Origin of the sequence: Sphingomonas naphthae (genome assembly GCF_028607085.1) — a bacterium.
Taxonomy (GTDB): Bacteria; Pseudomonadota; Alphaproteobacteria; order Sphingomonadales; family Sphingomonadaceae; genus Sphingomonas_Q; species Sphingomonas_Q naphthae.
Genome location: NZ_CP117411.1, coordinates 3700057 through 3725576, shown reverse-complemented (window position 1 = coordinate 3725576; position 25520 = coordinate 3700057). Strand labels below are relative to the sequence as shown.

The window sequence follows — 25520 nt, the reverse complement described above, 5'->3', positions numbered from 1 at the left end:
GTGTCATTCACTCGTCGTAGATCACGGTCACGCTGCGCGCGGTCGGCAACGCCTGGCAGGTGAGGGCATAGCCCTGCTCCACCTCGCGCAGCGTCAGCGCCGAATTGGCGATCATCTCCACCCGGCCCTCGGTCACTCGCGCCACGCAGGTCGCGCAGGCGCCCTCCAGGCAGGAGATCGGCACGCGGATATCGTTGCGATAGGCGGCCTGCACGATCGTCTCGCCGGGGGCGTGATCGATCATGTGGCTCTGCCCGCGCAGCACGAGGATGATCGCCTCGCAGACCGCGCTGTCGGCCGCCTGCGCGGGCGAGGCGTCCGCCGCATCGTCGATAGCGTCGGGCGGCGAGACGAAGCGTTCGATGAACACATGCTCGCGATCGGCGCCGTCGGCGATCAGGGTCGCCTCGATCATCGCCATGAAGGGCGCCGGGCCACAGATGTAATGATCGGCATTGGGGGCGAAGGGCGCGATCGATCGCACCGCCGCCGGATCGATCAGGCCACGTTCGGCGTCGATCCAGTCGATCAGGGTGAAGCGGCCGGGATAGGCCGCCGCCAGCGCCGCCAGTTCGCCCGCGAAGGCGATGCCCGCGCGATCGTGGTTGGCATGGATCAGGGTCACCGCGCGCGCGGTCGTCGCGAGCGCCGCCTTGGCGAGCGAAAGGATCGGGGTGATGCCGATGCCGCCCGCGAACAGCCGCAGCGGCCCGTCGTGCGGGCGCAGGCAGAAGCGGCCCGCCGGGGGCATGACCGAGATCGCCGCGCCGGCCGCCGCCTCCTCCACCGCCCAGCGCGACACCCGGCCCCCGGCGATGCGCTTGATGGTGACGCGCAGGCCCGCATCGCTTTCGGGCGCGGTGGACATCGAATAGCAGCGCGCCAGCCGCTGGCCGCCGATCGCCACCCGCAGCGTCACATATTGCCCCGCGCGATAGCGAAAGCGCTCCGCCAACGCGCCCGGCACGTCGATCACCAGCGATACGATATCGGCCGCCTCGCGCACCACCGCGCCGATCCGCAGCGCATGATAGCCATCGGCATCGGCGGTGATGCCGTCCCCGGCCGGGCTGTCGGATAGGAGGCTCATCGCCCAGTGGATCGACAATCGCCCGTGCGCGCGTCAAGAATTTGCCGGTCGGGCGGCCCCGGATATCGCGGGGGTGCTGTATCGGCGGTGCTTTTCGGCAAATTCGGGCGGGCGGAGCATGCACGGCGCTCGACTCACCCGCCCCGGCCCGGCTAAATCGCCCGATGCGCCTCCAGGTCCATCATCGCACCCATTATGTCTTCTCCCAGCCGCAGGCGCGGCTCGTCCAGCTGCTGCGGCTGACGCCGGCCAGCCACGAGGGGCAGAATGTCGTGTCGTGGCGGATCGACGCCTGCCGCGACGCGCGGATGAAGCGCCAGCGCGACGGCTACGGCAATCTCGTGACGATGCTGTATGTCGAAGGGCCGCTGACCGAACTGACCCTGACGGTGACGGGCGAGGTCGTGACCGAGGATCGGGCGGGCGTGCTGGCGGGCGAGGCGGAGACGCTGTCGCCGCTCTACTTCACCCAGACCACCGTGCTGACGGCGCCGTCCCCCGAACTGGTCGCGCTCGCCGGGGAGATCGGCGAGGGCGAGCCGCTGGCGAAGGCCCATGCGCTCAACACCCTGCTGCACGAGCGGATGACCCTGCTCGACTTCGCCGCCGAGGGCGAGCCGACCGCCGCCGAGGCCTTCGCCGCCGGCGAGGGCATCGCCCGCGATCTGGTTCATTGCTTCATCGCCGTCGCGCGGGTCGCGGGCTTCCCGGCGCGCTACGTCTCGGGCCATCGCTACGACCCCGATGCAACCGAGGCGACGAGCCATTCGGGCCATGCCTGGGCGGAAGTGTATGTCGAGGGCTATGGCTGGGTCGGCTTCGATCCGGCCCATGACATGTGCCCGACCGACGCCTATGTTCGCGTCGCGATCGGCCTGGACCATCGCGAGGCGGCGCCGCTGTCGGGCCAGCGCACGGGCGGCGGGCACGAGCATCTGGCGGTGGATGTCGCGGTGCTGCCGGCGGTGCAGGGGCGCGTGGGGCAGTAGCGCGAGCCGTCAGCGCGGCCCGCGCGGCAGCCCCAGGACGCGTTCGCCGATGATGTTGCGCTGGATTTCGGCGGTGCCGCCCGCGATCGTTTCCGAGAAAGCGTCGAGATATTCGTGGGCCCAGCCATGGTCGCCCAGCGCCTCGGGCGCGGACAGGCCGTAGAGGTCGATCGCCGCCGCGCCGACCCGCTGCGAGAGTTCGGCGAAATAGAGACGGATGATCGATCCCTCCGGCCCCGGCACGCCCGTTTCGGCCTCCACCGCGAAGCGATAGACCATCGCCCGCATCGCCGCCGCCTCGGCGCGCAGCCGGCCCAGCCGTGCGCGCAGCACGGGCTTGTCGGCGGGGCAATCGGCGATCAGATCCTCGACCTTCAGGAGCAGGCTGATCTGGAGCGCCAGCGCCGCCGTGCCGCGCTCGAAGCTGAGCGTCGACATCGCCGTCGCCCAGCCCTTGTTGAGCCCGCCCACCACGTTCGCCAGCGGGATGCGCACATTGTCGTAGAAGATTTCGCAGAACTTCTTCGGCCCGGCCATCGTCGCGATCGGCCGCACCGTTATACCGGGGGCGTCCATCGGGCAGATCACCCAGCTCAGGCCCGCATGGGGCTTGGCCGAGGGATCGGTGCGGATCACCAGTTCCTGCACGTCGGCGATGTCGGCGAAGCTCGACCAGATCTTGTGGCCGTCGATCACCAGTTCGTCGCCCTCGACCCGCCCGCGCGTGCGCAGCGCGGCGAGGTCCGATCCCGCGCCCGGTTCCGAAAAGCCCTGGCACCAGATCGATTCCCCGGCGAGGATCTTGGGCAGATATTCCGCTTTTTGCGCCTCGGTGCCGCAGGCGATCAGGGTCGGCCCGGCATGGTTGAGGCCCACGAACGAGGCGTCGAGCGTCGTCGGGCCGTTGGCGAGGGCATATTCCTCCCACCAGACGATCTGTTCGATCGTGCTGAGCCCGCGCCCGCCATAGGCCGTCGGCCAGGTGATGCCGGTCCAGCCGCCCGAGGCCAGCTTGCGCTGCCAGCCGAGGACATAATCGCGCGAGGCGGGGCCGTCGGGCGGGCTCCTGTCGGCCGGTACGTTGGCCTGCAACCAGGCGCGGGCGTGGGCGCGGAAGCTGTCGATCTCGCTCATCTCAGGCCGCCTTTCCCCACGCCGCCTGCGCCGCGGCCCGCGCCTGCGCGCTGCTGCCGCCCAGCTCGCCGAGCAAAGCCCGCAGGCGATAGCTCCAATAATGCAGCGGATATTCCAAGGTCAGCCCCATCGCACCCGAAAACTGATGCAGATCATAGGTGAATTGCGGAATGCGGTCCTGCGCGAAACAGGCGGCGACCGCGCAATCCTGCTCGCTATCCGTATAGGCCGCGCGCAGCGCCAGCCATTTGGTCGATTGCACCGTCTCCGCCGCCATGGCGAGGCGGTGCTGGATCGCCTGGAAGGCCCCGAGCGGGCGGCCGAAGGCGACGCGCGTCTTCACATGCTCCAGCACGACATCCAGTGCCGACTGCATCAGACCGGCGCTCTCCGCCGCGATCGCCAGCCGCCATTTGCGGGTCAGCGTCCGCGCGGCATCGCCCCCGAGTAGCGTGCCCGCAGCGGCGGCGGGATCGCGCAGCCGGCCGTAGGGGTAAGCGAACAACGTCTCGACCTCCTCCACCCGGTCGGGCGTCACCTCGATCATGCGGACGGCATCGCCGTCCAGCACCAGCAGAAGCCCGGCCATCGGCAGATAGCGGGCGGGGGCGTCGATGCGGGCCGATAGCGCGATCGGGCGGATGCCGGGATTGATGCCGAGCGCCGGCGCGATCAGGATCGTCGCCGCCGCCTCGATCGCGCGCGGGTAGCGCGCGATCTGTTCGACGATCAGCGCACCGTCGAGCGGGCCGAAGCCCTCCTCGCGCGCGATATCGAGATAGCCGTTCTCGGCCAGCGCGGCGTCGACATCGGCGGCATAGGCCGAGAAGATCGGATGCTTCGGTGGCTCCTTGCCAAACGAGTCGAGCAATTTGTCGAGCCCGTCGAGGATGCTCGCCTGGTCGTCGCTCAGCTCAAAGTCCACGTTGCTCTCCGCTCGGAAGGTCGAGATAGCGCCGCGCCGCCAGGTTGAGCTGGATCTCGGCCGCGCCCGAGGCGACGCCTGCCGCGATGGCGCGCTGGTGGTGCGCCTGCTGCATCGGATCGGCGCCCAGCAGCCCTTCGGGGCGATATTCGGTCAGCAGATTGTTGACGCCATTGTCCGAATTGACCGTCGCCCAGCGCGCGAGATTGCCGAAGGCGTCGGGCGGCAGGTTGTGCGCCCGGCTGTCCACCACGCGATAGACCAGCATCCGCGCCGCCTCGGTCAGCGCCAGCGCGCGGCCGGCGCGATCCTGGAACACGGGATCGTCGAACCGCCCATCCTCCTGCAATTGCGCCACCGTGCTGTCGAGGATGCGCCGCGAGAAGGCGTAGCGCGGAATGCCGACCCGCTCGTTCTGGAGCGCGTAGTTGATGATCTCCCACGCCTGCCCTTCGGCGCCCAGCCGGTCCTCGGCGGGCACGAACACGTCGTCGAAGAATACTTCATGGATGTCGCCCTCGCCGATGAGCGCGGGGATCTGCTTCACCTGGATGCCGGGCGAGGCCATGTCGGTGAGCAGGATGACGATGCCCGCCTTGCCGGCCGGTCCGCCGTCCCGCGCGGGCACGCGGGCCAGCAGGAAACAGCGATCGGCATGGCCGGCGTAGGATGTCCACACCTTGGCGCCGGTGACGCGGTAGCCGCCGTCCGCCGGCACCGCCAACGTCCGCAGCGAGGCGAGGTCGGAGCCGGCCGAGGGCTCCGAAAAGCCCTGGCACCACAGGGCCTCCCCGGCCTTGATCGGCGGGAAATATTTCTCGCGCTGCGCCGCCGTGCCATATTTCATCAGCACCGGGCCGACCCAGTTGACGTTCATATACTGGCCGCCGCGCGGCTCGCCGACCGCCCACAATTCCTCGCCCAGCACATATTGCTGCCACGGATCGAGATCCTCGCCGCCATATTCGGCCGGCCAGTGCGGGATCAGCATCCCCTCGTCGTTGAGCAGCTTGCAGAAATGCCTGGAATAGTCGGTCTGCGCATCGCTACCGGGGCCGTGCAGGGCGATCTGGTCCCAATCGGCGGGCAGGGTCTTCTTCAGGAAGGCCGTGATCTTCGCCCGATAGGCTTCATGCGCGTCGCTCCAGCCGAATTCCATCGCCTCAGGCCTTCTGTTCGGGGGCGGGGGGCAGCAGCCCGGCCCGCACGATATGCTTCATCACCTTGCCCGCCGCGTTGCGCGGCAGCGCGTCGGCCAGCGCGACCTGCTCGGGAATCTTGAACCGGGCGAGCTTGTGGCCGTCGAGGAAGATCTTGAGCGCGGCCACGTCGGGCCGGGCGCCGTTGCGCGGCACGATCACCGCGCAGCATCGCTCGCCGGTCTTGGCATCGGGCAGGCCTACGATGGTGACGTCGGCGATGTCGGGATGCTGCACCAGCAGATCCTCGATCTCCTTGGGCGCGATATTCTCGCCGTTGCGGATGATGATGTCCTTGGCGCGGCCGGTGATGACGAGATAATCGCCATCCACCCGCCGGGCGAGATCGCCCATGCGGAAATAGCCCTCGGCGTCGAACGCATCCTCTTCCTGCTCGACGGCGAGGTAGCCCGCCAGCATCTGCGGCCCCATGGCGCGCACTTCGCCCTCGTCGCCGACCATGCCCTCGCCGTCGACCAGCCGCACCTCGGCGATGCCGATGCGGCCGTCGGTCTCGGCGGCATGCTCGATGTCGCCGGGGGTCATCGAGCCCACGGTGGTGACGGGCACCTCGGTCGATCCGAACACGCGGCTGACGACGGCTTTCGCGAAATAGCCGTTCGCCTCGCGGATCAGCACCGGCGGCACCGACGCGCCGCCGCAGATGAACACCGACAGATCGGGCATGTCCGTGCCGCGCGCACGGGCGGCCGCCAGGGTCGCCTCCAGGAAGGGTGTCGCCCCCGCCATATGGGTGCAGCGTTCGCGCAGCATGATATCGACCGCCGCGTCCGGCTCCCACATATCCTGAAGCACCGCGCGCGTGCCGAACAGCAGCGGAAATTCAAAGGCGTAGATCGATCCGCCGATATGGCTGATCGGCGAGGGCACGAAGAAGGCATCGCCCGTCCCCGCGCGCCAGTGCTGGTGGAGCTGCGTCACCAGGGCGTGGAGCGAATTGTGGGTGTGCAGCACGCCCTTGGGCCGCCCCGTCGTTCCCGACGTGTACATCACCATCTTCACGCTATCGGGATCGACCGTGGGCAGCGGCGCATCGCCGCGATGCGCCAGCAGCGTGTCGTAAGCGGTGAATTCGCCCGCATCGCCGCGCAGCACGACCACCTCGACCGGCGCGGCGAGGCCCGGCCTCACCCGCCGCATCATCTCGCGATAGTCGAACTTGCGGAAATCGGCCGGGATGAAGAGCATCCGGCTGCGGCTGTCCTGAAGCTGGAAGCTCACCTCATGGTCGCGCAGCGCCGGCACGATCGGCTGGGCGACCAGCCCCGCCAGGGTCGCCGCCAGATAGATCACCGCCGCCTCATGCCAGTTGGGCAGCATGAAGGAGATGGTGTCGCCCGGAACGAAGCCGCGCGCGATCATCGCCTGCGCCACCGCCCCCGCCTCGGCATGGAGCGTCGCCGCGTCGAGCCGCCGGTCGCCATCGACGATCAGTTCGGCGGTCGGCTCGTCCGCCGCCTTGCGCGCGGCGATCTCGGCGATCGTCTCGTCGATCCACAGGCCCCGCGCCCGCGCATCGGCGGCGCGCGCCGCATCCCAACGGATCGACCAGCCGTGGAGGGTACGCCGCTCGACCATGCTCAGCCGCCGTCCACCGGGACGGCGGTGATCGCCGATTCCGCCAGGAACTTGGTCGAGGACCAGCCGCCGTCCACCACCAGGGTCTGCCCGGTGATGAAGCGCGCCTTGTCCGACAGCAGAAAGGCGATAGCCTCGGCCGCATCCTCGGCGGTGCCCGTGCGGTTCAGGGGCGTCATGTCGAAATTCATCCGGCGGAAGCGGGCGTTTTCCCACGCATAGGCCGTCATCGGCGTTTCCAGCACGCCGGGCGCCACCACGTTTGTGCGGATGCCGCGCACGCCATATTGCGCGGCCATATGCTGGGAGAGGCCGACGATGCCCGTCTTGGCGGCCGAATAGGCCCCGCCGCGCAACCCGCCGATGACCGCGAAGGTCGAGGCGATGTTCACGATCGCCCCGCCGTCGGCCATCGCGCCCAGCGCCTCGCGACAGAAGCGGAAGGGCGCGCGCAGATGCACGTTGAGAAAGAAATCGAGCACCTCGTCGGTCGTCTCGTCGACCGGGAAGGGTTTGCCGACGCCGGCATTGTTGACGAGATAATCGAGCCGGCCGAAGTGGTCGACCGCCGCCTGCACCGCGCGCGCCGGGGCGTCGTCGTCGGTGATGTCGGCGGATACGGTGACCACATCGGTCAGGTCCGCCAACTCGGCCTTCAGCGCCTCCAGCGGCTCGATCGAGCGCCCGAGCGCGACGATCGCGATGCCCTCCCGCGCGAGGATGCGCGACAACGCCTGGCCGATGCCCGAACCGGCGCCGGTAACGATGGCGACCTTGCGCTGCTGCATGATGAACCTCGTCCTGATCGTTTCACGTCATCCGGTTCGCCCGGATATCTACTCAACGGTAACCTCTATACGCTTTGACCATTAGGCGCTTCGCCGGCCGCTTGGCATCCATTCGGCGGCAAGAACCCGCGACATCGCCATGGCGATGTCGGCGTTCGCATCAGCCGCGCGCGTTGGGGTCGGGATTCCAGTCGGGCGCGCGCTTTTCCTGGAAGGAGGCGGGGCCTTCGCGGAAATCGGGGTGCGCCCAGTGCGACTTGAGCAATTCCCATCCGTAGCTGAGCGACGCCGGCTCATTCATCTCGGTCGCGGCCCAGATCGCGCGCTTGCTGAGCGCCATCGCCTGCGGCGAATTGGCGGTCATCGCCCGCGCCAGATCCATCGCCCGCGCCATCGCCGCCTCGGCGGTCGGCTCCAGCAGGTCGATCGCGCCCAGCTGATACGCCCGCTCGGCCGGCATCCGATAGGCCTTGCCCGCCAGCGACAGCAGCAGCGCCGCGCCCAGCCCGGCGCGCCGCGCAAGGCCCTGCGATTCCAGCGCGGAGACCTGGCCGACGTTGACGTGCGAATCCATCAGCGCCGCCTTGGCGCAGCCGATCACGATGTCCGAATCGGCCACGAAATGCAGGCCGCCACCGTTCACCAGCCCGTTGAGCACGCAGATCACCGGCTTGGTGACGGCGCACTGGCGCGGCGAGAAGCGGTTGGCGGCGTGGTAGGGAATGTTCTGCAACCCGCCCTTGCCGACCGCCAGTTCGCCGACCGCCGCACCGGTACAGAAATGCCGCTCGCCCGCGCCGGTCAACACCACCACCCGGATCGCGGCATCGCTCTCCACCCGCGCCCAGGCCGCCTCCAGCGCGACCAGCAGGTCGGGCGAGAGCGAATTGCCCTCGTGCGGGCGGTGGAGCGTGAGGAGGGCGATGCCGTCCTCGACGGTGAACAGCAGCGGCCCGGCGGTCTCGCTCATGGGATCAGCCCTGCCGGATCATGGCGGCCTCGGCCCCGGCGACCCGATCGGCCGCCGCGTCGGCGCCGCCCGCCGCCTCGATCAGCAGATGGGCGCGCTTCACCACCAGATGCGGATCGGCCTCCTCGCTGAAGCCGATGCCGCCATGGACCTGCACGTTCCGACGGCTATTGGCGAGCGCGGCGTCGATCGCCAGCAGCAGCGCCGATTCGACCTGGAAGGCGGCGTCGGCGCGGCCCTGTTCCAGCGCGACCGAGGCGAAGCTCGTCTGGTCGCGCGCCGCCATCGCCGCCATCGCCATGTTGGCGCACTGGTGCTTCACCGCCTGGAAGCCGCCGATCGCATGACCGAACTGTTCGCGCAGCTTGGCATAATCCACCGCCATCGTGGTGGCGCAGGCCGCCATGCCGCTGAGCGCCGCCGCCTCGATCAGCCGCACGCGGGTGAGCGCCACATCGTCCGCCCAGACGAGTCCGGCGGGTGCCTGCCCGGCATCGGCCAGGGTCGCCGTCCAATGATGGTCGTCGACCGTCTTGCGATCGGCCAGCGCCCCGATCGGCACGAGGCTGGCGCGGCCGTCGCGGCGCAGCAGGACGTGATCGGCCCCGTCGCCATCGATCACGCACAGGCTGCCGCCGGTCAGCGTGGCGGGCGCGACTCGCGCCTCGCCGGTCACCAGACGCGCGCGCAGCGCCTCGTCGGCGCAATGATAGGCCATCAGGGTGGTCAGAATCTGCGCGCCCGCCAGCCGGCGCCCCAATTCCATCGCGACCAGAGCCTCCTCGACCGGGCCGAGGCCGACGCCGCCGATATCCGGGTCCGCCGCGACACCGAAGATGCCGAGCCCGGCGATCGCCTCCCACGGCTCCGCCGCCTCCGCCGCGTGCAGCCGGGCGAGCGGAAGAAGCTCGTCGAGCGGTCGGGAAAAGGCGTCCTCGATGAGAGCGCGCTGGTCGGCATCGGGATGGAAGGTCATGGCCTTTCCTTACCATCCGGCGGCAGCATGTCATCGCCGGCCACGACGCCCGAGCGATATGTGGGCGCCGGGGACGGCTTCAGGCGGCGGCCGCATCCCCGCGCAGTTCCGCCAGTATCTCGGCGCCATGCTCGCCCAGCATCGGCGCGGCGGCGGCGATCCGCCCCGGCGTGCGCGACAGCCAGGCGGGGACGCCGGGAAAGCGCACCGGGCCATGGCGCGACTCGACCGTCTCGAAGAAGCCGACCGCGTTCAGGTGCGGATCGTCGAACAGTTCGTCGGTCGTCCGCAGCGCCGCGCAGGGGATGTGGAGGCTGCGCAGCAGATCGAGCCATTCCGCCGTCGTCCGCCCGGCGAACACCTCGGCCAGCCGGCCATAGACCTCGTCGATCCGCGCGGCGCGCTGCGGCAGTGTGGCGAGGTTCGGCCCGGCCCAGGGCGGGCGCACCGCCTCCACGAAGGCCGCCCAATGCTTGTCGTTATAGATCAGCGCGGCGACGTGGCCGTCCTTAGTGGCATAGGGCCGGCGATTGGGCGCCACCGCGCGGGGGTAATGCGCGGCGCCCAAGGGCGGGTCGAACATCGCGCCATTGGCATGTTCGACCAGCATGAACGACGCCATCGTCTCGAACATGCCGACCTCCACCTCCTGCCCCTCCCCGGTGCGGGCGCGGTGGAACAGCGCCATCGTCGTCGCATAGAGCGCGGTGAGCCCGGCGACCTTGTCGGCCATGATCGTGCCGACGAAATCGGCCTGGCCGGTCATCAATTGCTGCACATGGGGCAGGCCGCATTCGGCCTGGATCGTATCGTCATAGGCGGGCAGATCGGCGCTCGGCCCGCGCCGGCCATAGCCGTAGCAATTGGCGTAGACGATGTCCGGCCGGATGGCCGACACCGCCGCATAATCGAACCCGAGCCGGCCGACCGCCCTGGCGCGCATCGAATGGATGAACACGTCGGCGGTGGCGATCAATGCGCGCAGGGTCGCCTTGTCCGCCTCGGTCCGCAGATCGAGCACGATGCTGCGCTTGCCGCGATTCACGTTGGCGAACACGCCCGCCATGCCCGGCGCCGGGCCGACCGAAATGTAGCGGGTGTTGTCGCCGGCGGGGGTCTCCACCTTGATGACGTCGGCGCCCATGTCGGCCATGATCTGGGTGCAATAGGGGCCCATCACCATCGCTGTCAGATCGATCACGCGGATGCCGGCCAACGGCCCCGCCCGCCCCGCGCCCTGCCGTTCGACCATCGCCGCACCCCTTCATCGCTATACCGATTTCCGCCTATTGAACGATTATCGGCACGGTTGGCAATTGTCGCAACCCCGGCCGGTTGCTAGGCCGGCCCCGGATTTGGGTGGAGGGATCGCCGCGATGGACTTCGGATTGACCGGCGATCAGGCCAATATCCGCGAGGCCATCCTCAAGCATTGCGCGCGCTTCAGCGAAGATTATTGGCTCGATCGGGATCGCGCGGGCGATTTCCCCACCGACTTTTACGCCTCCATGGCCGAGGCCGGCTGGCTGGGCGTGGCGATGCCCGAAGGGGTCGGCGGAGCGGGGCTGGGCATCACCGAAGCGGCGATCATGATGCAGGCCGTGGCCGAGGCGGGCGGCGGCATGACGGCGGCGTCCGCCATCCACGGCCCCGTCTTCAGCCTGGAGCCGATCGCCCTGTTCGGCACCGAGGAACAGCAGCAGCGCATGATCCCGCCGGTCCTGTCGGGCGCGGAGAAGATCTGCTTCGCCGTGACCGAACCCAATACCGGGCTGGACACGACCAAGCTCAAGACGCGGGCCGAACGGCGCGACGGCGGCTATCTCGTCAACGGCGAGAAGATCTGGATCACCAACGCCCATGTCGCCGACCGGATGATGCTGCTCGCGCGCACCACGCCGCTGGAGGCTGTGTCGAAGAAGACCGACGGCCTCTCGCTGTTCTTCACGAAACTCGATCGCGCCCATATCGAGCATCGCATCATCCCCAAGATGGGGCGCCATGCGGTCGGATCGAACATGCTGTTCATCAACGATCTCTTCATCCCGGAAGAGGACCGGATCGGCGCCGAGGGGCAGGGCTTCAGGATCATCCTTAAGGGCCTCAATCCCGAGCGGGTGCTGCTCGCCGCCGAGGCGGTGGGCATCGGCCGCCTCGCGATCAAGCTGGCCGCCCGCTACGCCCGCGAGCGGATCGTGTTCGATCGGCCGATCGGCATGAACCAGGGTATCCAGCACCCGCTCGCCAAATGCTGGATGCAGCTGGAAGCCGCCAATCTGATGGTGATGAAGGCCGCCACCCTGTTCGACAAGGGCGAGGACTGCGGGGTCGAGGCCAATGCCGGCAAGTATCTGGCGGCCGAAAGCGCGTTCGAGGCGTGCCACACCGCGATGCTGACCCTGGGCGGCATGGGCTATGCGCAGGAATATCATGTCGAGCGATTGCTGCGCGAAGTGCTGATCCCGCGTACCGCGCCGGTCAGCCCGCACATGATCCTGAACTTCATCGCCGAGAAGGTGCTCGAACTTCCCAAATCCTATTGAGCGCGGCAGGACGGGACACAGAAACCCCCGAGAGGAGCAAGCAAGATGGCCGCAGGCGGCGAGATATTCAGCGCGCGATCCTGGCTGTTCGCGCCCGGCGACAGCGACAAGAAGATGGAGAAAGCCGCCGGCGGCGCCGCCGATATCGTGCTGATCGATCTAGAGGACGCGGTCGCCGAATCCGAAAAGCCCACCGCCCGCACGATGGTGCGCGAATTCCTCCAGCGGCAGGCGGGCGGCCTCGATCGCCTGTGGGTGCGGATCAACCCGATGGACGGGCCGCACACGCTCGATGATCTGGTCGCGATCATGCCAGGCCGGCCCGGCGGGATCATGCTGCCCAAGGTCTATGGCCGGCCCGATGTCGATAGGCTCGACCATTATCTCTCCGCGCTGGAGGCCGCCAACGGCATCGCGATCGGATCGACCAGGGTGATCGTCCTCATCACCGAGACGGCGGCGGCGATGTTCACCACCGGCGATTATGCCGGCGCGCCGCGCGTGGTGGCGCTGACCTGGGGGGCGGAGGATCTGGCGGATTCGATCGGCGCCAGCACCAATCGCAATCCCGATGGCAGCTACGGCTTCACCTACGAACTGGCGCGCAGCCTCACCCTGCTGGGTGCGGTGACCGCCGGCGTGGCGCCGGTCGAGACGATCCAGGGCGACTTCCGCGATCTCGACGGGCTGCGCGCGCGGGCCGAGAAGGTGCGGCGCGACGGCTATCGCGGCATGCTCGCCATCCACCCCGCGCAGGTCGACGTCATCAACGCCGCCTTCATGCCTAGCGAGGACGAACTGGCCGAGGCGCAGGAGATCGTCGATCTGTTCGCCGCCAATCCCGGCGTCGGCACGATCGGCTTCAAGGGCGGGATGCTCGATCGCCCCTATCTCGCCCGCGCCCAGACGCTGCTGAAGCTGGCCGGCCGGGGATGACGATCGTCGCCGATGCCGCGGGGCTCGATCTCGGCCGATTCCTGCGGCGCGGCGACCATATCGTGATGGGGCAGGCGTGCGGCGAGCCGACCACGCTCGTCGAGGCGCTGATCGCGCAAGGGGCGGGCATCGGCGACCTCTCCGCCTTCATCGCCACCAGTTTCTCCGGGCTGTTCACGCCGGAGACCGCCGACAGCTTCGCGCTCTCCAGCATGGGCGCGATCGGCGCGTTGCGGACGATGGCCAGGGCCAATCGCCTCGCGGTGATCCCCGCCCATGTCAGCCAGATCGCGCCGATGATCGCGGGCGACATCCTGCGCTGCGACGTGGCCTTCGTGCAGGTCAGCCCGGCGGATGCGGAGGGCAACCACAGCTTCGGGCTGATCGGCGATTACGGGCAGGCGGCGGTGGCCAAGGCGCGGGTCGTGATCGCGGAGGTCAACGATCGCGTGCCCTTCACGCCGGGCGAGATGCTGCATGCCTCGCGTATCCACGTCGCCGTCCCGGTTTCGCGCCCGCCGGTCGAGGTAGCGCCCGCCCGGATCACGCCGACCGACGAGGCGATCGCGGCGCATGCGGCGGCCTATATCGGCGACGGCGCGGTGTTGCAGACCGGGGTGGGCGCGGTGCCCGACGCGCTGCTGCGGCTGCTGCTGGATCGCCGCGACCTCGGCGTCCATTCGGGAATGCTGGGCGACGGGCTGGTCGATCTGGTCGAGGCCGGCGTCGTCACCAACGCGCGCAAGGCGATCGACACCGGCGTCTCGATCAACGGCGCGCTGATCGGCACCGAACGGCTCTATCGCTGGGCCGATCGCAACCCGGCGATCCGCATGTGCGCGACCGGCTACACCCATGACGCCGCCGTGCTGACGCGGCTCGACCGGCTGGTGACGATCAATTCCGCGCTGGAGGTCGATCTGACCGGGCAGGTGAATGCGGAGCAGAGCGGATCGGTCTATCTCGGCGGGACGGGGGGGCAGGTCGATTTCGTCCGCGCGGGCGCGCGCTCGATCGGCGGCCATGCGATCATCGCGCTGTCGGCCACCGCCAAGGGGGGCACCCTCAGCAAGATCGTCCCCGCGCTGTCCGGCCCGGTCACCACCGCCCGCAGCGACGTGGACGTGATCGTCACCGAATATGGCGCGGCCGAACTGAAGGGCCAGCCGCTCGCCGAGCGGGCCCGCCGCATGGTCGCCATCGCCCACCCCGATTTCCGCGACGAACTGGACCGCACCGCCTTCGACATCGCGCGGCGGGGGTTTTGAGGAGGCCGTCATGACCGAAGCCGTCCTGTTCGATGCCCGGCCCGACGGCATCGCCATTCTCACCATCGATCGCCCGGAGAGCCGCAACGCCCTCACCCGCGAGGTGCGCGAGGGGCTGGCCGCCGCGTGGGACCGGTTCGAGCGCGATCCCGCGCTGCGCATCGCCATCCTCACCGCCAGCGGCGACAAGGCCTTCTGCGCGGGCGGCGACCTGAAGGAGATGGTCGAGAACGGCATGCAGGTGCCGCCGCGCGACATGTTCGCTTTGCCCTACGACACGATCCACCTGAGCAAGCCGACCATCGCCGCCGTCAACGGCGTGGCGTTCGCGGGCGGGTGGATGATCGCGCAGGCGTGCGACCTGTGCGTCGCCAGCACCGCCGCGCGCTTCGCCATCACCGAGGTGAAGGTCGGGCGCGGCAGCCCCTGGGCCTCGCCGCTGATCCATATGATCCCGCAGCGGATCATGATGGAGCTGATCCTCACCGGCAAAGCGATCACCGCCCAGCGCGCCTATGAGATCGGGCTGGTCAACCGCCTCGCCGCGCCCGAGGCGTTGCTGGATACCGCCCTCGCGCTCGCTGCCGAAATCCTGGAGGGCGCGCCGCTCTCGGTACAGGCCGGGCGCGACACGGTGATGCTGGCGACCGAAATGGGCCGTGCCGCCGCGCTGGAGGCCGCCCGCGACGCCAGCGAGGCGATGTACCGCAGCGCCGACGCACAGGAAGGCCCCCGCGCCTTCGCCGAGAAGCGCAGGCCCGTGTGGCGCGGCGAATGATCGCCCCGGCGTCGTGGAAAGCCCTCCGGCGGCCGGGCAAAGCATAATAGACAGCGGTGTCGGATAAGAGAGGACCGCCGCCATGCCGCAACCGAGCCGCTACCGCATCGAAACCCATCCCAGCCTCGCCGAAGGCTGGACGCTCGAGCGGCTCACTCCCGTCAGCCATCTGTTCGGCGCGGCGGGCATGCGGATCGGGCCGGACGGGCGCATCCATGTCGCGCAGGTTTCCGGCAGCCAGATCAGCGCGATCGACATCGCGACCGGCGCGGTCGAGGCGATCAGCCCCCTGGGCGGTGACATCGTCGCGCCCGACGATCTCGTGTTCGACGCGCGCGGCAATCTCTACGCGACCGAGGTGATGAACGAGCGGGTCGGCGTGCGCGCGCCCGACGGCACCACCCGCGTGCTGCGCGACGATCTGCCGATGGTGAACGGCATCACCATGCATCAGGGCCGGCTGTTCGTGGACGAATGCCGCATCGGCGGCCGGCTGATGGAGCTGGACCTCGATGGCGGCGCGCCGCGCCTGCTGCTGGAGGATATCCCCATGCCCAACGCGCTGGAGATGGGGCCGGACGGCAAGCTCTATTTCCCGGTGATGGGCGCCAACGAAATCTGGCGGATCGACCCGGCGGGCGGCGCGCCGGAGAAGGTGGCGGGCGATCTCGGCGTGCCCGATTCGGTGAAGTTCGATGCCAGGGGGTTCATCGTCTCCACCCAGGTCGCCAGCGGGCAGGTGCTGCGGATCGATCCGCGCACCGGCGCGCGCGAGCTGCTGGCGCAGCTCGAGCCCGGCCTCGACAATGTCGTCTTCCACGGCGAGCGGATCTTCGTCTCCGAATTCGCCGGCCGGATCGTCGAGCTGCTCGGCGACGGCAGGACACGTGACCTGCTCGCCGGCGGCTTCAACGGCCCGTTCGGGCTGACGGTGGGCAACGATGGCGAAGTCTACATCGCCGATGGCCCCAAGATGCAGCGGCTGCTGCCGGACGGCGGTCTGCACACGGTCGGCATGCTCTTCACCCCCGGCTGCCCCGGCTACATGCGCGGCCTCGCCACCGCCGACGGCAACGGCTTTATCGTCACCACCTCGGCGGGCGCGGTGGCGCTGTACCGGCCGGTCGAACAGCACAGCGACATCCTCGCCGACGGGTTCGACCAGCTCTACGGCGTGGCCATCGCGCCGGGCGGCGACGTGATCGTGGCCGAGCTGGGCGCCGGCCGCGTGGTGGCGATCCGGGGCGGCCAAAGCGAGGCGCTCGCCACCGGCCTGTCGCAACCGATCGACGTCGCCGTCACCGCCGACGGCATCTGCCTGATCGCCGAAGCGAGTGCCGGCCGGGTCGTGAAGGCGGTGCGGGGCGGTACCGAGACGGTCGTGGACGGCCTCGGCACGCCCCACGGCATCGTCGTGCTGGGCGAGACGCTCTACATCGCCGATGTCGGCCTGAAGGCGGTGATCGCGGTCGATCTGGCGACGGGCGCCCGCCGCACCATCGCCGCCGACCTCGCGATCGGCCCGCCCCCCGGCGTCACCCCCAAATTCCTGCGCGGCTTCCCGCCGCTGTCCGGGCCAATGGGGCCGTTCGCCGGCCTCTCCGCCGGCCCCGACGGCACCCTCTACCTCTCCGCCGATGGCGAGGGCAGCATCATGGCGCTGCGACTCCCAAATCTTCCGGCGTGAAGCGCAGCGCCTCGTCGCTCATCTCGCGCGCGGCAAGCAGGCCGTCGTCGATGGCGAGGAAGGCCCAGCTTGAGTGCGCGCGCGGCGGCGGCACCAGCGCCGCCGGATCGAGCACGGCGAGGTTGACGCCGCCCGCATCGCGCGCCGAGGGCGCCCGGATCGCCGCGATGCCCGCGCGCCGCGCATCGGCAGCCAGGGCCTGCGTCGCGGTATAATCGTCCGGATGGGTCCAGCGCCCCGGCGGCTCGGCGAGCGACCCCGTCGTCAGGTCGAGCGCATGATCGGTGCGGACATCGACCGCGAAGGCGGACATCGGCGTCGGCGTGCGCGGCCGCGCGAAGCCGGGCGAGCGGGCAAAGGCGGTGAGACGCCAATAGGCCGCCTCGGTCACGGCCGTCAGGATCGTCTCGGAGGCATAGAAGATGCCCGGCCGCTCGGTCGGCGCACGGAAGCGCGAGGGGCGGCCATACCCATAGCGAAAGGGCGAGGCGAGCAGCCACGGCAGATGCCGCGCCGCGTCAGGCAGATCGGGCTTTACCTCATCGGCCAGCGCCTCCAGCAGCGCCTGATCGGCGCGGTTCGCCGCCAGCCGGTTGGTCGAGATGCGATGCTGCGCCTCGACGATGCGGACCACCTCGCCGCGATAGGCGACCGCCTCAGACGCGAGCGCGGAGGGCATCGACATAGTCGCTCGTCCGCAACAGCCCCCGCACCGTCGCCAGCAGCGCGAGCGGGCGGTCGCCCAGATCGAGGTTGCGCGTCGTCAGCCACGATCGCGCCGCCGCATCATCCTGCCCCAGCCAGCTATCCAGCGAGCGGAACAGGCGGACGAGATGCTGCGCCAGCTCGAACGGCTTGCCACCCGGTTCCAGCCGATACTGCCCCGATCGCAGCCGCGACACCGTCGCCGGGGACAGGCCGAGGATCGCGCCGAGCCGCGCGTTGGACAGATCCCAGAAATCCCCTATGCGGCCGACCGCCTCGCTCAGCACGCGCGGCGCATCGGGATCGCTCTGGGCTTGCGGCTGCATCGTCATCGCTCCTTGGAACGATATATAGCCCTTATCGCTCCATGGAACAATCAGAGCGGCGCACGATAGCCCAGGCTGCGCGAGATCGCCGCCGCCTCGCCCGTCACCAGCGCGACCAGTTCGGCCAGCCGGTCCTGCGAGCGCGACGAGGGCGCCGCCACGACCAGCGCGCCCAGCACCGTGCCGGTCGCGTCGTGGATCGGGGCGGCGGTGCCGGTGATGCCCTCGCCCGACTGGCCCACCGTCTGCGCTACGCCCGCGTCCCGCGCGGCCGCCACCGCGTCGGCCAGCGCGCGCTTGGCCGTGATCGTCTCCGGCGTGTAGCTGACCGGTTTCACCCGATCGAGATAGCGCGGCACCTCCTCCTGCGGCCCCGTCGCCAGCAGCATCCGCCCCCCGGCGGTGCTGTAGAGCGGGCGGCGATCGCCCACCGCCACCGCGAAGCGCACCGCGTTGCGGCTTTCGACCGCATCGACATAGGTGATCGTGTCGGCATCGGCGCGCACCGCGAACAGCACCGTCTCGCCCGATCGCTCCGCCAGCCGGCGCATTCCCTGCCGCACCAGATCCGAGGATTGCAGATGGCGCCGCGCCTCCATCAGCGCGCTGCCCAGCCCGAACGCCCCCGGCCCGAGCCGATAGGCGCCCTCCGCGACGATCACGAAATCGATCTCGGCCAGCCCCCGCAGCAGCGCGGCGAGGCTGCTCTTGGGGCTGCCCAGCATCCGGCTGAGATCGGCCAGGCCCACCGCGCCCGGCGCCCGTGCCAGCGCCTCCAGGATATGGATGACGCGCGTGACCGACTGGGGCGATTGGGTCCGGCGATCCTCGGCATGGGGCATGGCACCGGCATAGGCCACGATGGCCCGGCGGGGGAAGCGGGCGCGCAAAACGCGGGCGCGATCCTTTGTCCCGTCCGCCTTGACTTGGGGCTTCGCACGGGGACTTCTGATCCTCAAAAAACACACGCCATTCCGGAGAAGGTCGCCATGAGCACGCCGATCGCGGCCGACACCGCCACGACATCCTCGATGCCCCCGCCGCTCGTATCGCCGGCGGCGCGGCGCTGGGCGCTGATCCTGTTGTTCAGCGCCTATGTCGTCAATTATGTCGACCGCCAGGTCGTCGCGATCCTCCAGGATCCGATCAAGCGCGAACTGGGCCTCAGCGACACGCAACTGGGCCTGCTGACGGGCCTCAGCTTCGCGCTTTTCTATGCCGCGATGGGCGTGCCGATCGCGCGTCTGGCGGACGTGCGATCGCGCAAGACGATCATCTCGGTCGCGATGGTGCTGTGGAGCTTCATGACCGCGCTGTGCGGGGCCGCCAACAGCTTCGTGACGCTGCTGCTCTGCCGGATCGGCGTGGGCGTGGGCGAGGCCGGGCTGACCCCGCCGGCCCATTCGCTGATCTCCGATTATTATGAGCCCGAGCGGCGCGGCGGCGCGCTGGCGATATATTCGGCGGCGGGCACGGTGGGGCTGATGGTCGGCTTCCTCGCCGGCGGCTGGATCAACCAGTTCTTCGGCTGGCGCGCCGCGATCCTGGTGGTCGGCGTGCCCGGTCTCGTGCTGGCGGCGCTGGTATGGCTCACCCTGCGCGAACCCCGGCGCGGCCAGTTCGACAGCCTGCCGGGGCAGGCGGCCGCGCATGATGCCGGCAGCGGCAGCGCGCTGCTGGCGCTCGCCCGCAATCCCGCCTTCCGCTGCATCGCGCTGGCCTGCGGCTTCCACACGTTCGTCAATTTCGGGCAGGGCAATTGGACCCCGCCCTTCTATGGCCGGCTGCACGGCATGACGAGCGGCGAGATCGGCACCTGGCTGGCGCTGCTGTCGGTCGGCCCCGGCCTGATCGGCATGCTCTCCGCCGGCTATTTCTCGGACTGGCTCGCCAGACGACGGCCCAACGGCCGGCTGGAGACGGCGATGGGCTGCATGCTGCTCATCATCCCGTTCGAACTTGCGGCCTTCCTCGCGCCGCACCGGCTGGTCTCGCTGGTCACGCTGGCGGGCGCCTTTTTCTTCGCCGGCGGCTATCTCGCGCCCTGCATCGCCGCCGCCCATTCGATGATGCCGGCGAATCTGCGCGCCTCGGCCTCGGCGATGATCATGCTGGCGGTCAACCTGATCGGCCTTGGCGTCGGGCCGCTGGCCGTCGGCCTGCTCAGCGATCACTGGATGGCGGCAGGCGGCGGGCCGGAAAGCCTGCGCCATGCCATGCTTGCGATCGTCCCCGCCGAGCTGATCGGCGCGGCCCTGATCGCGCGCGCCATCGTCCACATCGGGCGGGCGAAGGCTGCGATCCGATAGGGCATACGAAAAAGGGGCCGGCGGTCGCAGCCGCCGGCCCCGATACCTTCCGACGAAAAGCGGATCAGAACTTATAGCCGGCTCGCACCCCGATCTGGCGCGGCATGCCCATCGCGCTGTAATCGCCCAGCGCCGCGCCATTATAGGTCACGCGGTAGCGCTTGTTGGTCAGGTTGGTGCCGAACACGCCGAGCGAGAAATGCTTGGAGGCGTCCGTCCAGGTGGCGTTGCCGCCGATCAGGGTGAACGCCTCCTGCCGATAGCGCTGTTTGTTGGCGAAGGCGCCGGCCAGCGGCCCGTAGAGCGACGGGTTGGAGATCACATAGCTGTCGCTGAACGCGAGATTGGAGCTCAGCATCAGCGCGCCGCCCGCGACCGGCACGGTGTAGGCGCTGCTGACATTGACGGTGAAATCGGGCGCCCGCGCCATCTGCTGGCCTTTCCAGTCCTGCGACTGGGTGACGTTGAGCCCGGTCGCCGCGTTGAGGCCGAGGCCGGTCGCGGTCGCGAAATCCTTGTAGCGGGCGTGCAGCCATGCCGCGCCGATCCCGAAATTGAGGCGCGAGGACGGATTGATGTCGATCTTGCCGTCGATGCCATAGATTTCGGCCTTGGGCGCGTTGGCGAATTGCGGGATCGGCACGCAGGTCGTGCCGGCCGGGCAGTTCAGGTTCGGCAACGCCACCGACACCTGCAAATCCTTGTAATCATAATAGAAGCCGGCGATGTCGAAGCGGACCAGCCGGCGCGCCGTCTTGAAGCCGATTTCGTAGGCGGTGATCGTCTCGGGCTTCGTGTTGGTGAGCAGCGCGGGCGAACCGGCCCCGCCCAGATTGTACGATCCGCTGCGGAAACCACGCGAGATCGACGCATAGACGTTGGTGCGCGGCGCCAGCTCGTAGCGGATCGAGGCGCGCGGCGTGAACTTCTGGAACGTCGCTTCCTTGTGCGTCGGCACGAAGGTCACCACGCCGGCGCCGGTCTGCGCGCGATAGTCGATCGTCTTCACGTCATGGCTGTAGCGGCCGCCGACGTTGAGGCTCAGCGCGTCGGTCAGCGAATAGGTGGCGTCGGCGTAGAAGGAATAGGCCTTCGTCTTCGACCCGGCCTTCGCGATCGCGGTCAGCGTGTTGTTGGTGCCGAGGTTCAGCGTGCCCGAATCGTCCGGCGACCGCGTATAATCGTGATAATAATTGCCGCCGACGATCAGGTTCAGCCGATCGATGCTCGTGACGTTGACGTCGACGGTGTGCTGCCAGGTATCCTGGTCGAAATCGGAAATCAGCGTCGAGATCGCGCTGTAGGTGCCGTCGAAGTCGAGAACCGAGCGATCCTTGCGGCTGGTGTAGCCGGTATAGGTCGTGACGTTGCCGAAGCCCGTGTCCAGCCGCACCTTCAGCGTGCCCTGATGCGTGGTATTCGCGAGTTTCGGATCGGTGTCGTGGGAGACCTCACCCAGCCGGGTCGCGCGGCGCGGCGGGCCGGGGATGAAGCTCGGCACATAGGTGTAAGGCGTATAGACGTGCCCGCTGGTGTCGTTCGAATAGGAATAATTATAGGCCAAGGTCGCGACGAGATTGCTCGTCAGATCGACTTCCAGCTTGGTGCGCACCGCCCGCTGCGACACGCCGTTGGAATGGCCGACGAACTGGCCGGCGGCATTGGGATCGACCAGCTTCAGATAGCCGTCGCGCTTGCGGTAGGAGCCCGCCACGCTGAAGCGGATGGCGTCGCTCAGCGGCCCCGACACGAAGGCGCTGGCGCGCTTGTCGTCGAAGGTGGCGTAGCTGATGTCGGCCTTGCCGGTGAAGGTGGCCGAGGGGGCCAGCGTGTTGACGAGGATCGCGCCGCCGGTGGCGTTGCGGCCGTAGAGCGTGCCCTGCGGCCCCTTCAGCACCTCGATGCCCGCCAGATTGGCCAGTTCCATGCCGATCGCGACGGTGTTGGGCTCGTAGAAACCATCGACATAGATGGCGACGTTATTCTCGGTGCCGTTGCCGTTGATGAGCGTGGTGACGCCGCGAATGGCGGGCTGGGTGAAGGCGCCCGACAGGTTGACCTGCACGCCCGAGGCGATCTTGCCGATGTCGCGCAGATCGGACACGCCGGCCCGCTCGATGATCGCGCTGTTGATGGCCGTCACCGACATCGGCACATTCTCGAGCCGCTCGGCGCGGCGCTGCGCGGTGACGACGATCTCGGTGGTCGGGTCCGGTTCGGCCTGTGGCGTGGGCGCCGGGCGCGCCGTCTGCGCCCAGCCCGTGCCCGATGCGGTGATGGTGGCGACGGCGACACCCAGGCGCAGCAAGGCCTTGGCGGCGATGGCGTGGCGGACGCGCGAACGGTCGACGGCAATGCCGGTCATGTCATTCTCCCCAAAATCGCGCCCTGTTTTTATGCGGGGTCCACCCGGTGGCGCTGTGTGTGCTTGATCCGTCGCCCCGGATGACGTGGTTATAGACGCATCCGAAACGAAAGCCATTTCAACCCTATGCTGCCGGCGCCGTGGGAGGCAGTCCAAAGATGGTCCGCGGCCGCGATATCGCCGGGGCGAACAGCCGGACGATCAGCCCTCCGAAACGCCCGAATGGGCCGCGCCCATGCCGGAAAAACCGATCGAATATCCCCCATCGACCGGCAGCACCGTGCCGGTGACATAGGCCGATTCGTCGCTGGCGAAGAACAAGGCGGCCGAGGCGATCTCGGTGGCGAGGCCCCAGCGGTCGATCGGGATGCCGGGCAGGCGGCGCGCGCCCGGAGGCGGCACGGGATACTCACGCGAGGCGGGCACCAGCCCGGTCCAGATCGTGCCGGGCGCGACGGCGTTCGCCCGTATGCCATCGGCGGCATAATCGAGCGCGGCCGCCCTGGTGAGATGGTTCACCCCGGCCTTGGCCGCGCCATAGATGCTGTGTCCCTTCCAGCCGACGATGCCCGAGGCCGAGGTGGTGTTCACGATCGATCCGCCGCCCGTCTTCAGCATGGAGATCACGCCATGCTTCATCCCGAAGAACACGCCGCGCAGATTGACCGAATGCACCCGATCCCACGCCTCGGTCGTCTGTTCGTGGAGCGGGGCCATGCCGCCGCCGAAGCCGGCATTGTTGCACAGCACGTCGATCCGCCCGAATTTCGCCTCGCCGGTGGCGATCATCGCCTGAACGTCACTCTCGACCGCGACATCGGCGTGGACCGCGATCGCCGCCGCGCCGATTGCCTCGGCCACCGCATTCTGCCCGCCGCTGATATCGGCCAGCACCAGCCGCGCGCCTTCGGCCGCGAACAATTGCGCCATCGCGCGGCCCATGCCCGATCCCGCGCCGGTGATGACGGCGATCTTGTCCTTCAGTCGCATACCGATCCTTCGTGCCGGAGTGCCTTTGGGTCAGGCGGAGGTGTCGATCGTCGGGCGGATGGAGAAGAGATCGACGTTCACATGCGGCGGCAGGGCGGCGACGAACACCACGCCGGCGGCGATCTCGGCGGGCGACACCGCGCCGTCCTTGGTGACGTGCGCCTTCATCATGTCGCGCATCGCCGGATCGCTCATCCCGTCGGCGACATCGGTGCTGGTGGCGCCCGGCATCAGCACGCAGACGCGGATGCCGGATTGGCCGACTTCCTGCCGCATCGCGTCCGACATCGAATTCAGCGCATGCTTGCTGGCCGAATAGGCGTTGAACACCGACGCCGACTTGCGCCCCGCCTGCGACGAGATGTTGATGATGTCGCCGAACCCTTGCGCCTTCATCGCCGGGATCGCCGCGCGGCAGCTATAGACCGTGCCCATCAGATTTACGTCCATCACCCGGCGATATTCGTCGAGATTGGTGCCCTCGATCCCGCCTGCCTGGATGATGCCCGCCGAATTGACGAGGATGTCGATCCGCCCGAAATGCGCGATCGTCGCCTCGACCGCGCCTGTCGCCGAGGCCTCGTCGGCGACGTCGCTGGTGATGGCGAGCGCCTCGCCCCCGGCCGCCTCGATCCGCGCGACCAGCGCCGCCAGCCGGTCGCCGCGCCGCGCCGACATGGCGACGCGCGCGCCCGCTTCGGCCAGGGCGAGCGCCGCCGCCGCGCCGATGCCCGACGAGGCGCCGGTCACCAGGGCCACGCGGCCCGCCAGAGATGTCGTCATTCCGTCCCCCGAGATCGCGGCGTGAAGATCAGGCCGCGTTGGCGATCGAGAGCGCGCCGATATCGCTCGCCGCCGTCATGCGATGCTGCACCGATCGTTGCAGCACGGCGGCCAGCGCCTTGGCGTCGATCATGTCGGACGGGCGATAGACAAAACCGATCGCCATCGGCCGGTCATGCGGCTCGCCCGGCAGCAGGATCGTGACCAGCGAGGCATCCTCGCCGAAGCCCGCCGGGCCGATCGCGAAGCCCTGGCGGCCGCATTCCTCGATCCGGGCGCTCATCTCGCCGTGGTGGAATTTGTCCTCGTCGGCGGCCTCTGCGTTCAGCCGGCGCAGCAGCCCTTCGCGGCGCTGGGTCGGCAGGGTCGAGAGCAGCAGCCAGCCGGCCGCGGTGGAACAGAGGCGATCCTGCGCGCCGCCCGCCAGCCCACTGCCCGGCACAGCTTCCTGCGACACCACGCCCGGCTTCCAGCGGAAGAGCTGCGCGTTGGGGCCGACCATGCCGATCACCACCACGCCATGGCCCGTCTGGCTGCGCAGATCGTCGACCAGCCGCGCCAGCGAGCCGTCCCGAACGAGGCGCGGCTGCGACAGCGATCCGATGATCGCGGCGCGCGGCGTGAGCGTGTAGGAGCGCGAGGCGGCATCCTTGTAGAGCAGGCCGAGATCGACGAGACTCGCCAGCAGCTCGGACGTGCTGGACTGCGGGCGATTATACTTCCGGGCGATGTCCATCACGGACGCCTGCCGGTGCTGCTCGTCGAAAAAATCGAGAACCTCGATCACGCGTTGTGCGGCTTTCGCCTTCGCCGGCTTCCTGAGCATCGCCATCATCTCCTCCATCTTTTCCGGCATGCTCACGGAACCCCTGGAGAGAGTCAACAAGAATGCCGCCAATTTTTCGGACGGATTGGCCATTTTTGAGACTAATCGCAGCCCGATAGCGATCGATATTCAACATGCTGAAGTATTCAATTAGCCGAATGAAAAACCGACTTTTCTTTTGAATTGCAACATGATCGGTATGTCTAAATTGCATAGGGTTATACTATGAAAGTAATATCTTTCGGTTCGTAACGCCCGCACGTTTTGCAGGCAACATTTGGCGACGGAACTGGCCATCGTCCTGCGGCGGCGATAGGTCCGGTGCAAAGACGCA

General features: G+C 68.8%; 23 protein-coding genes. 7 read left to right on the top strand and 16 right to left on the bottom strand.

Features of this window, described 5'->3' with window-relative positions:
• Positions 1-7: 7 nt before the first annotated feature.
• Entirely contained in the window at positions 8-1090 is a 1083-nt protein-coding gene (locus tag PQ455_RS17995) for a ferredoxin--NADP reductase (RefSeq protein ID WP_273687717.1), read from the bottom strand.
• 164 nt (positions 1091-1254) lie between these two features.
• On the opposite strand from PQ455_RS17995, the gene PQ455_RS17990 reads away from it, so the two are divergent.
• The gene (locus tag PQ455_RS17990) at positions 1255-2079 is read left to right on the top strand and encodes a transglutaminase family protein (RefSeq protein WP_273687715.1); all 825 of its coding nucleotides are present in this window, start codon (positions 1255-1257) and stop codon (positions 2077-2079) included.
• A gap of 9 nt (positions 2080-2088) precedes the next feature.
• On the opposite strand, the gene PQ455_RS17985 is transcribed toward PQ455_RS17990, so the two are convergent.
• The 8 genes from PQ455_RS17985 to PQ455_RS17950 form a co-directional block, all read right to left on the bottom strand.
• Entirely contained in the window at positions 2089-3213 is a 1125-nt protein-coding gene (locus tag PQ455_RS17985; RefSeq protein WP_273687712.1) for an acyl-CoA dehydrogenase family protein, read from the bottom strand.
• 1 nt (position 3214) lies between these two features.
• Positions 3215-4138, bottom strand: a complete 924-nt coding sequence (locus PQ455_RS17980; RefSeq protein ID WP_273687710.1) for an acyl-CoA dehydrogenase family protein — start codon at positions 4136-4138, stop codon at positions 3215-3217.
• Positions 4128-5297 carry an acyl-CoA dehydrogenase family protein gene (locus tag PQ455_RS17975; protein ID WP_273687708.1) on the bottom strand — a complete coding sequence of 390 codons (1170 nt, stop codon included), beginning with the start codon at positions 5295-5297 and terminating at the stop codon, positions 4128-4130. Before PQ455_RS17975 ends, PQ455_RS17980 begins: the two co-directional genes overlap by 11 nt.
• Positions 5298-5301: 4 nt before the next feature.
• Entirely contained in the window at positions 5302-6936 is a 1635-nt protein-coding gene (locus tag PQ455_RS17970) for an AMP-binding protein (protein ID WP_273687706.1), read from the bottom strand.
• A gap of 2 nt (positions 6937-6938) precedes the next feature.
• A complete protein-coding gene (locus tag PQ455_RS17965) occupies positions 6939-7724 on the bottom strand; it encodes an SDR family NAD(P)-dependent oxidoreductase (RefSeq protein ID WP_273687704.1) in 786 nt (261 codons plus the stop codon).
• A gap of 160 nt (positions 7725-7884) precedes the next feature.
• Positions 7885-8694 (bottom strand): enoyl-CoA hydratase/isomerase family protein, encoded by an 810-nt coding sequence (locus PQ455_RS17960; protein WP_273687703.1) that lies wholly within the window; start codon positions 8692-8694, stop codon positions 7885-7887.
• Positions 8695-8698: 4 nt separating this feature from the next.
• The gene (locus tag PQ455_RS17955; RefSeq protein WP_273687702.1) at positions 8699-9670 is read right to left on the bottom strand and encodes an acyl-CoA dehydrogenase family protein; all 972 of its coding nucleotides are present in this window, start codon (positions 9668-9670) and stop codon (positions 8699-8701) included.
• Between the two features lie 79 nt (positions 9671-9749).
• Positions 9750-10922 carry a CaiB/BaiF CoA transferase family protein gene (locus tag PQ455_RS17950; RefSeq protein ID WP_273687701.1) on the bottom strand — a complete coding sequence of 391 codons (1173 nt, stop codon included), beginning with the start codon at positions 10920-10922 and terminating at the stop codon, positions 9750-9752.
• 124 nt (positions 10923-11046) lie between these two features.
• Here PQ455_RS17950 and PQ455_RS17945 point away from each other — a divergent pair, with 124 nt between their 5' ends.
• The 5 genes from PQ455_RS17945 to PQ455_RS17925 all read left to right on the top strand — a co-directional run bounded on the left by PQ455_RS17945 (position 11047) and on the right by PQ455_RS17925 (position 16882).
• Positions 11047-12213, top strand: coding sequence for an acyl-CoA dehydrogenase family protein (locus tag PQ455_RS17945; RefSeq protein WP_273687699.1), 1167 nt, complete (start codon positions 11047-11049; stop codon positions 12211-12213).
• A gap of 45 nt (positions 12214-12258) precedes the next feature.
• Complete coding sequence (locus tag PQ455_RS17940; protein ID WP_273687697.1) at positions 12259-13149, top strand: HpcH/HpaI aldolase/citrate lyase family protein; 891 nt, start codon at positions 12259-12261, stop codon at positions 13147-13149.
• Positions 13146-14417 carry an acetyl-CoA hydrolase/transferase family protein gene (locus PQ455_RS17935; protein WP_273687696.1) on the top strand — a complete coding sequence of 424 codons (1272 nt, stop codon included), beginning with the start codon at positions 13146-13148 and terminating at the stop codon, positions 14415-14417. The genes PQ455_RS17940 and PQ455_RS17935 overlap by 4 nt, the downstream gene beginning before the upstream one ends.
• 10 nt (positions 14418-14427) lie before the next feature.
• Positions 14428-15195: an enoyl-CoA hydratase-related protein gene (locus PQ455_RS17930; protein WP_273687694.1), complete on the top strand. Its 768-nt coding sequence runs from the start codon at positions 14428-14430 to the stop codon at positions 15193-15195.
• An 82-nt stretch (positions 15196-15277) separates the two neighbouring features.
• Complete coding sequence (locus PQ455_RS17925) at positions 15278-16882, top strand: SMP-30/gluconolactonase/LRE family protein (protein WP_273687692.1); 1605 nt, start codon at positions 15278-15280, stop codon at positions 16880-16882.
• On the opposite strand, the gene PQ455_RS17920 is transcribed toward PQ455_RS17925, so the two are convergent.
• Genes PQ455_RS17920 through PQ455_RS17910 form a run of 3 tightly spaced genes read right to left on the bottom strand, consistent with a single transcriptional unit; the run spans position 16848 to position 18773 of the window.
• Positions 16848-17567 carry an RES family NAD+ phosphorylase gene (locus PQ455_RS17920; RefSeq protein ID WP_273687691.1) on the bottom strand — a complete coding sequence of 240 codons (720 nt, stop codon included), beginning with the start codon at positions 17565-17567 and terminating at the stop codon, positions 16848-16850. The two genes, PQ455_RS17925 and PQ455_RS17920, sit on opposite strands and share 35 nt — an antisense overlap.
• Positions 17539-17913, bottom strand: coding sequence for an antitoxin Xre-like helix-turn-helix domain-containing protein (locus tag PQ455_RS17915; RefSeq protein WP_273687689.1), 375 nt, complete (start codon positions 17911-17913; stop codon positions 17539-17541). Before PQ455_RS17915 ends, PQ455_RS17920 begins: the two co-directional genes overlap by 29 nt.
• A 50-nt stretch (positions 17914-17963) precedes the next feature.
• The gene (locus PQ455_RS17910; protein ID WP_273687687.1) at positions 17964-18773 is read right to left on the bottom strand and encodes an IclR family transcriptional regulator; all 810 of its coding nucleotides are present in this window, start codon (positions 18771-18773) and stop codon (positions 17964-17966) included.
• A gap of 129 nt (positions 18774-18902) precedes the next feature.
• Between PQ455_RS17910 and PQ455_RS17905 the strand changes: the two genes are divergently transcribed.
• Positions 18903-20222, top strand: coding sequence for a spinster family MFS transporter (locus PQ455_RS17905; protein WP_273687685.1), 1320 nt, complete (start codon positions 18903-18905; stop codon positions 20220-20222).
• Positions 20223-20286: 64 nt separating this feature from the next.
• Here PQ455_RS17905 and PQ455_RS17900 read toward each other — a convergent pair whose 3' ends face one another.
• The 4 genes from PQ455_RS17900 to PQ455_RS17885 form a co-directional block, all read right to left on the bottom strand.
• Positions 20287-22587, bottom strand: coding sequence for a TonB-dependent receptor (locus PQ455_RS17900; protein ID WP_273687683.1), 2301 nt, complete (start codon positions 22585-22587; stop codon positions 20287-20289).
• A 201-nt stretch (positions 22588-22788) separates the two neighbouring features.
• Positions 22789-23577, bottom strand: a complete 789-nt coding sequence (locus tag PQ455_RS17895; protein WP_273687682.1) for an SDR family NAD(P)-dependent oxidoreductase — start codon at positions 23575-23577, stop codon at positions 22789-22791.
• Positions 23578-23607: 30 nt separating this feature from the next.
• Entirely contained in the window at positions 23608-24360 is a 753-nt protein-coding gene (locus PQ455_RS17890; RefSeq protein WP_273687680.1) for an SDR family oxidoreductase, read from the bottom strand.
• Positions 24361-24388: 28 nt separating this feature from the next.
• Complete coding sequence (locus tag PQ455_RS17885; protein WP_273687678.1) at positions 24389-25216, bottom strand: helix-turn-helix domain-containing protein; 828 nt, start codon at positions 25214-25216, stop codon at positions 24389-24391.
• Positions 25217-25520 lie beyond the last annotated feature (304 nt).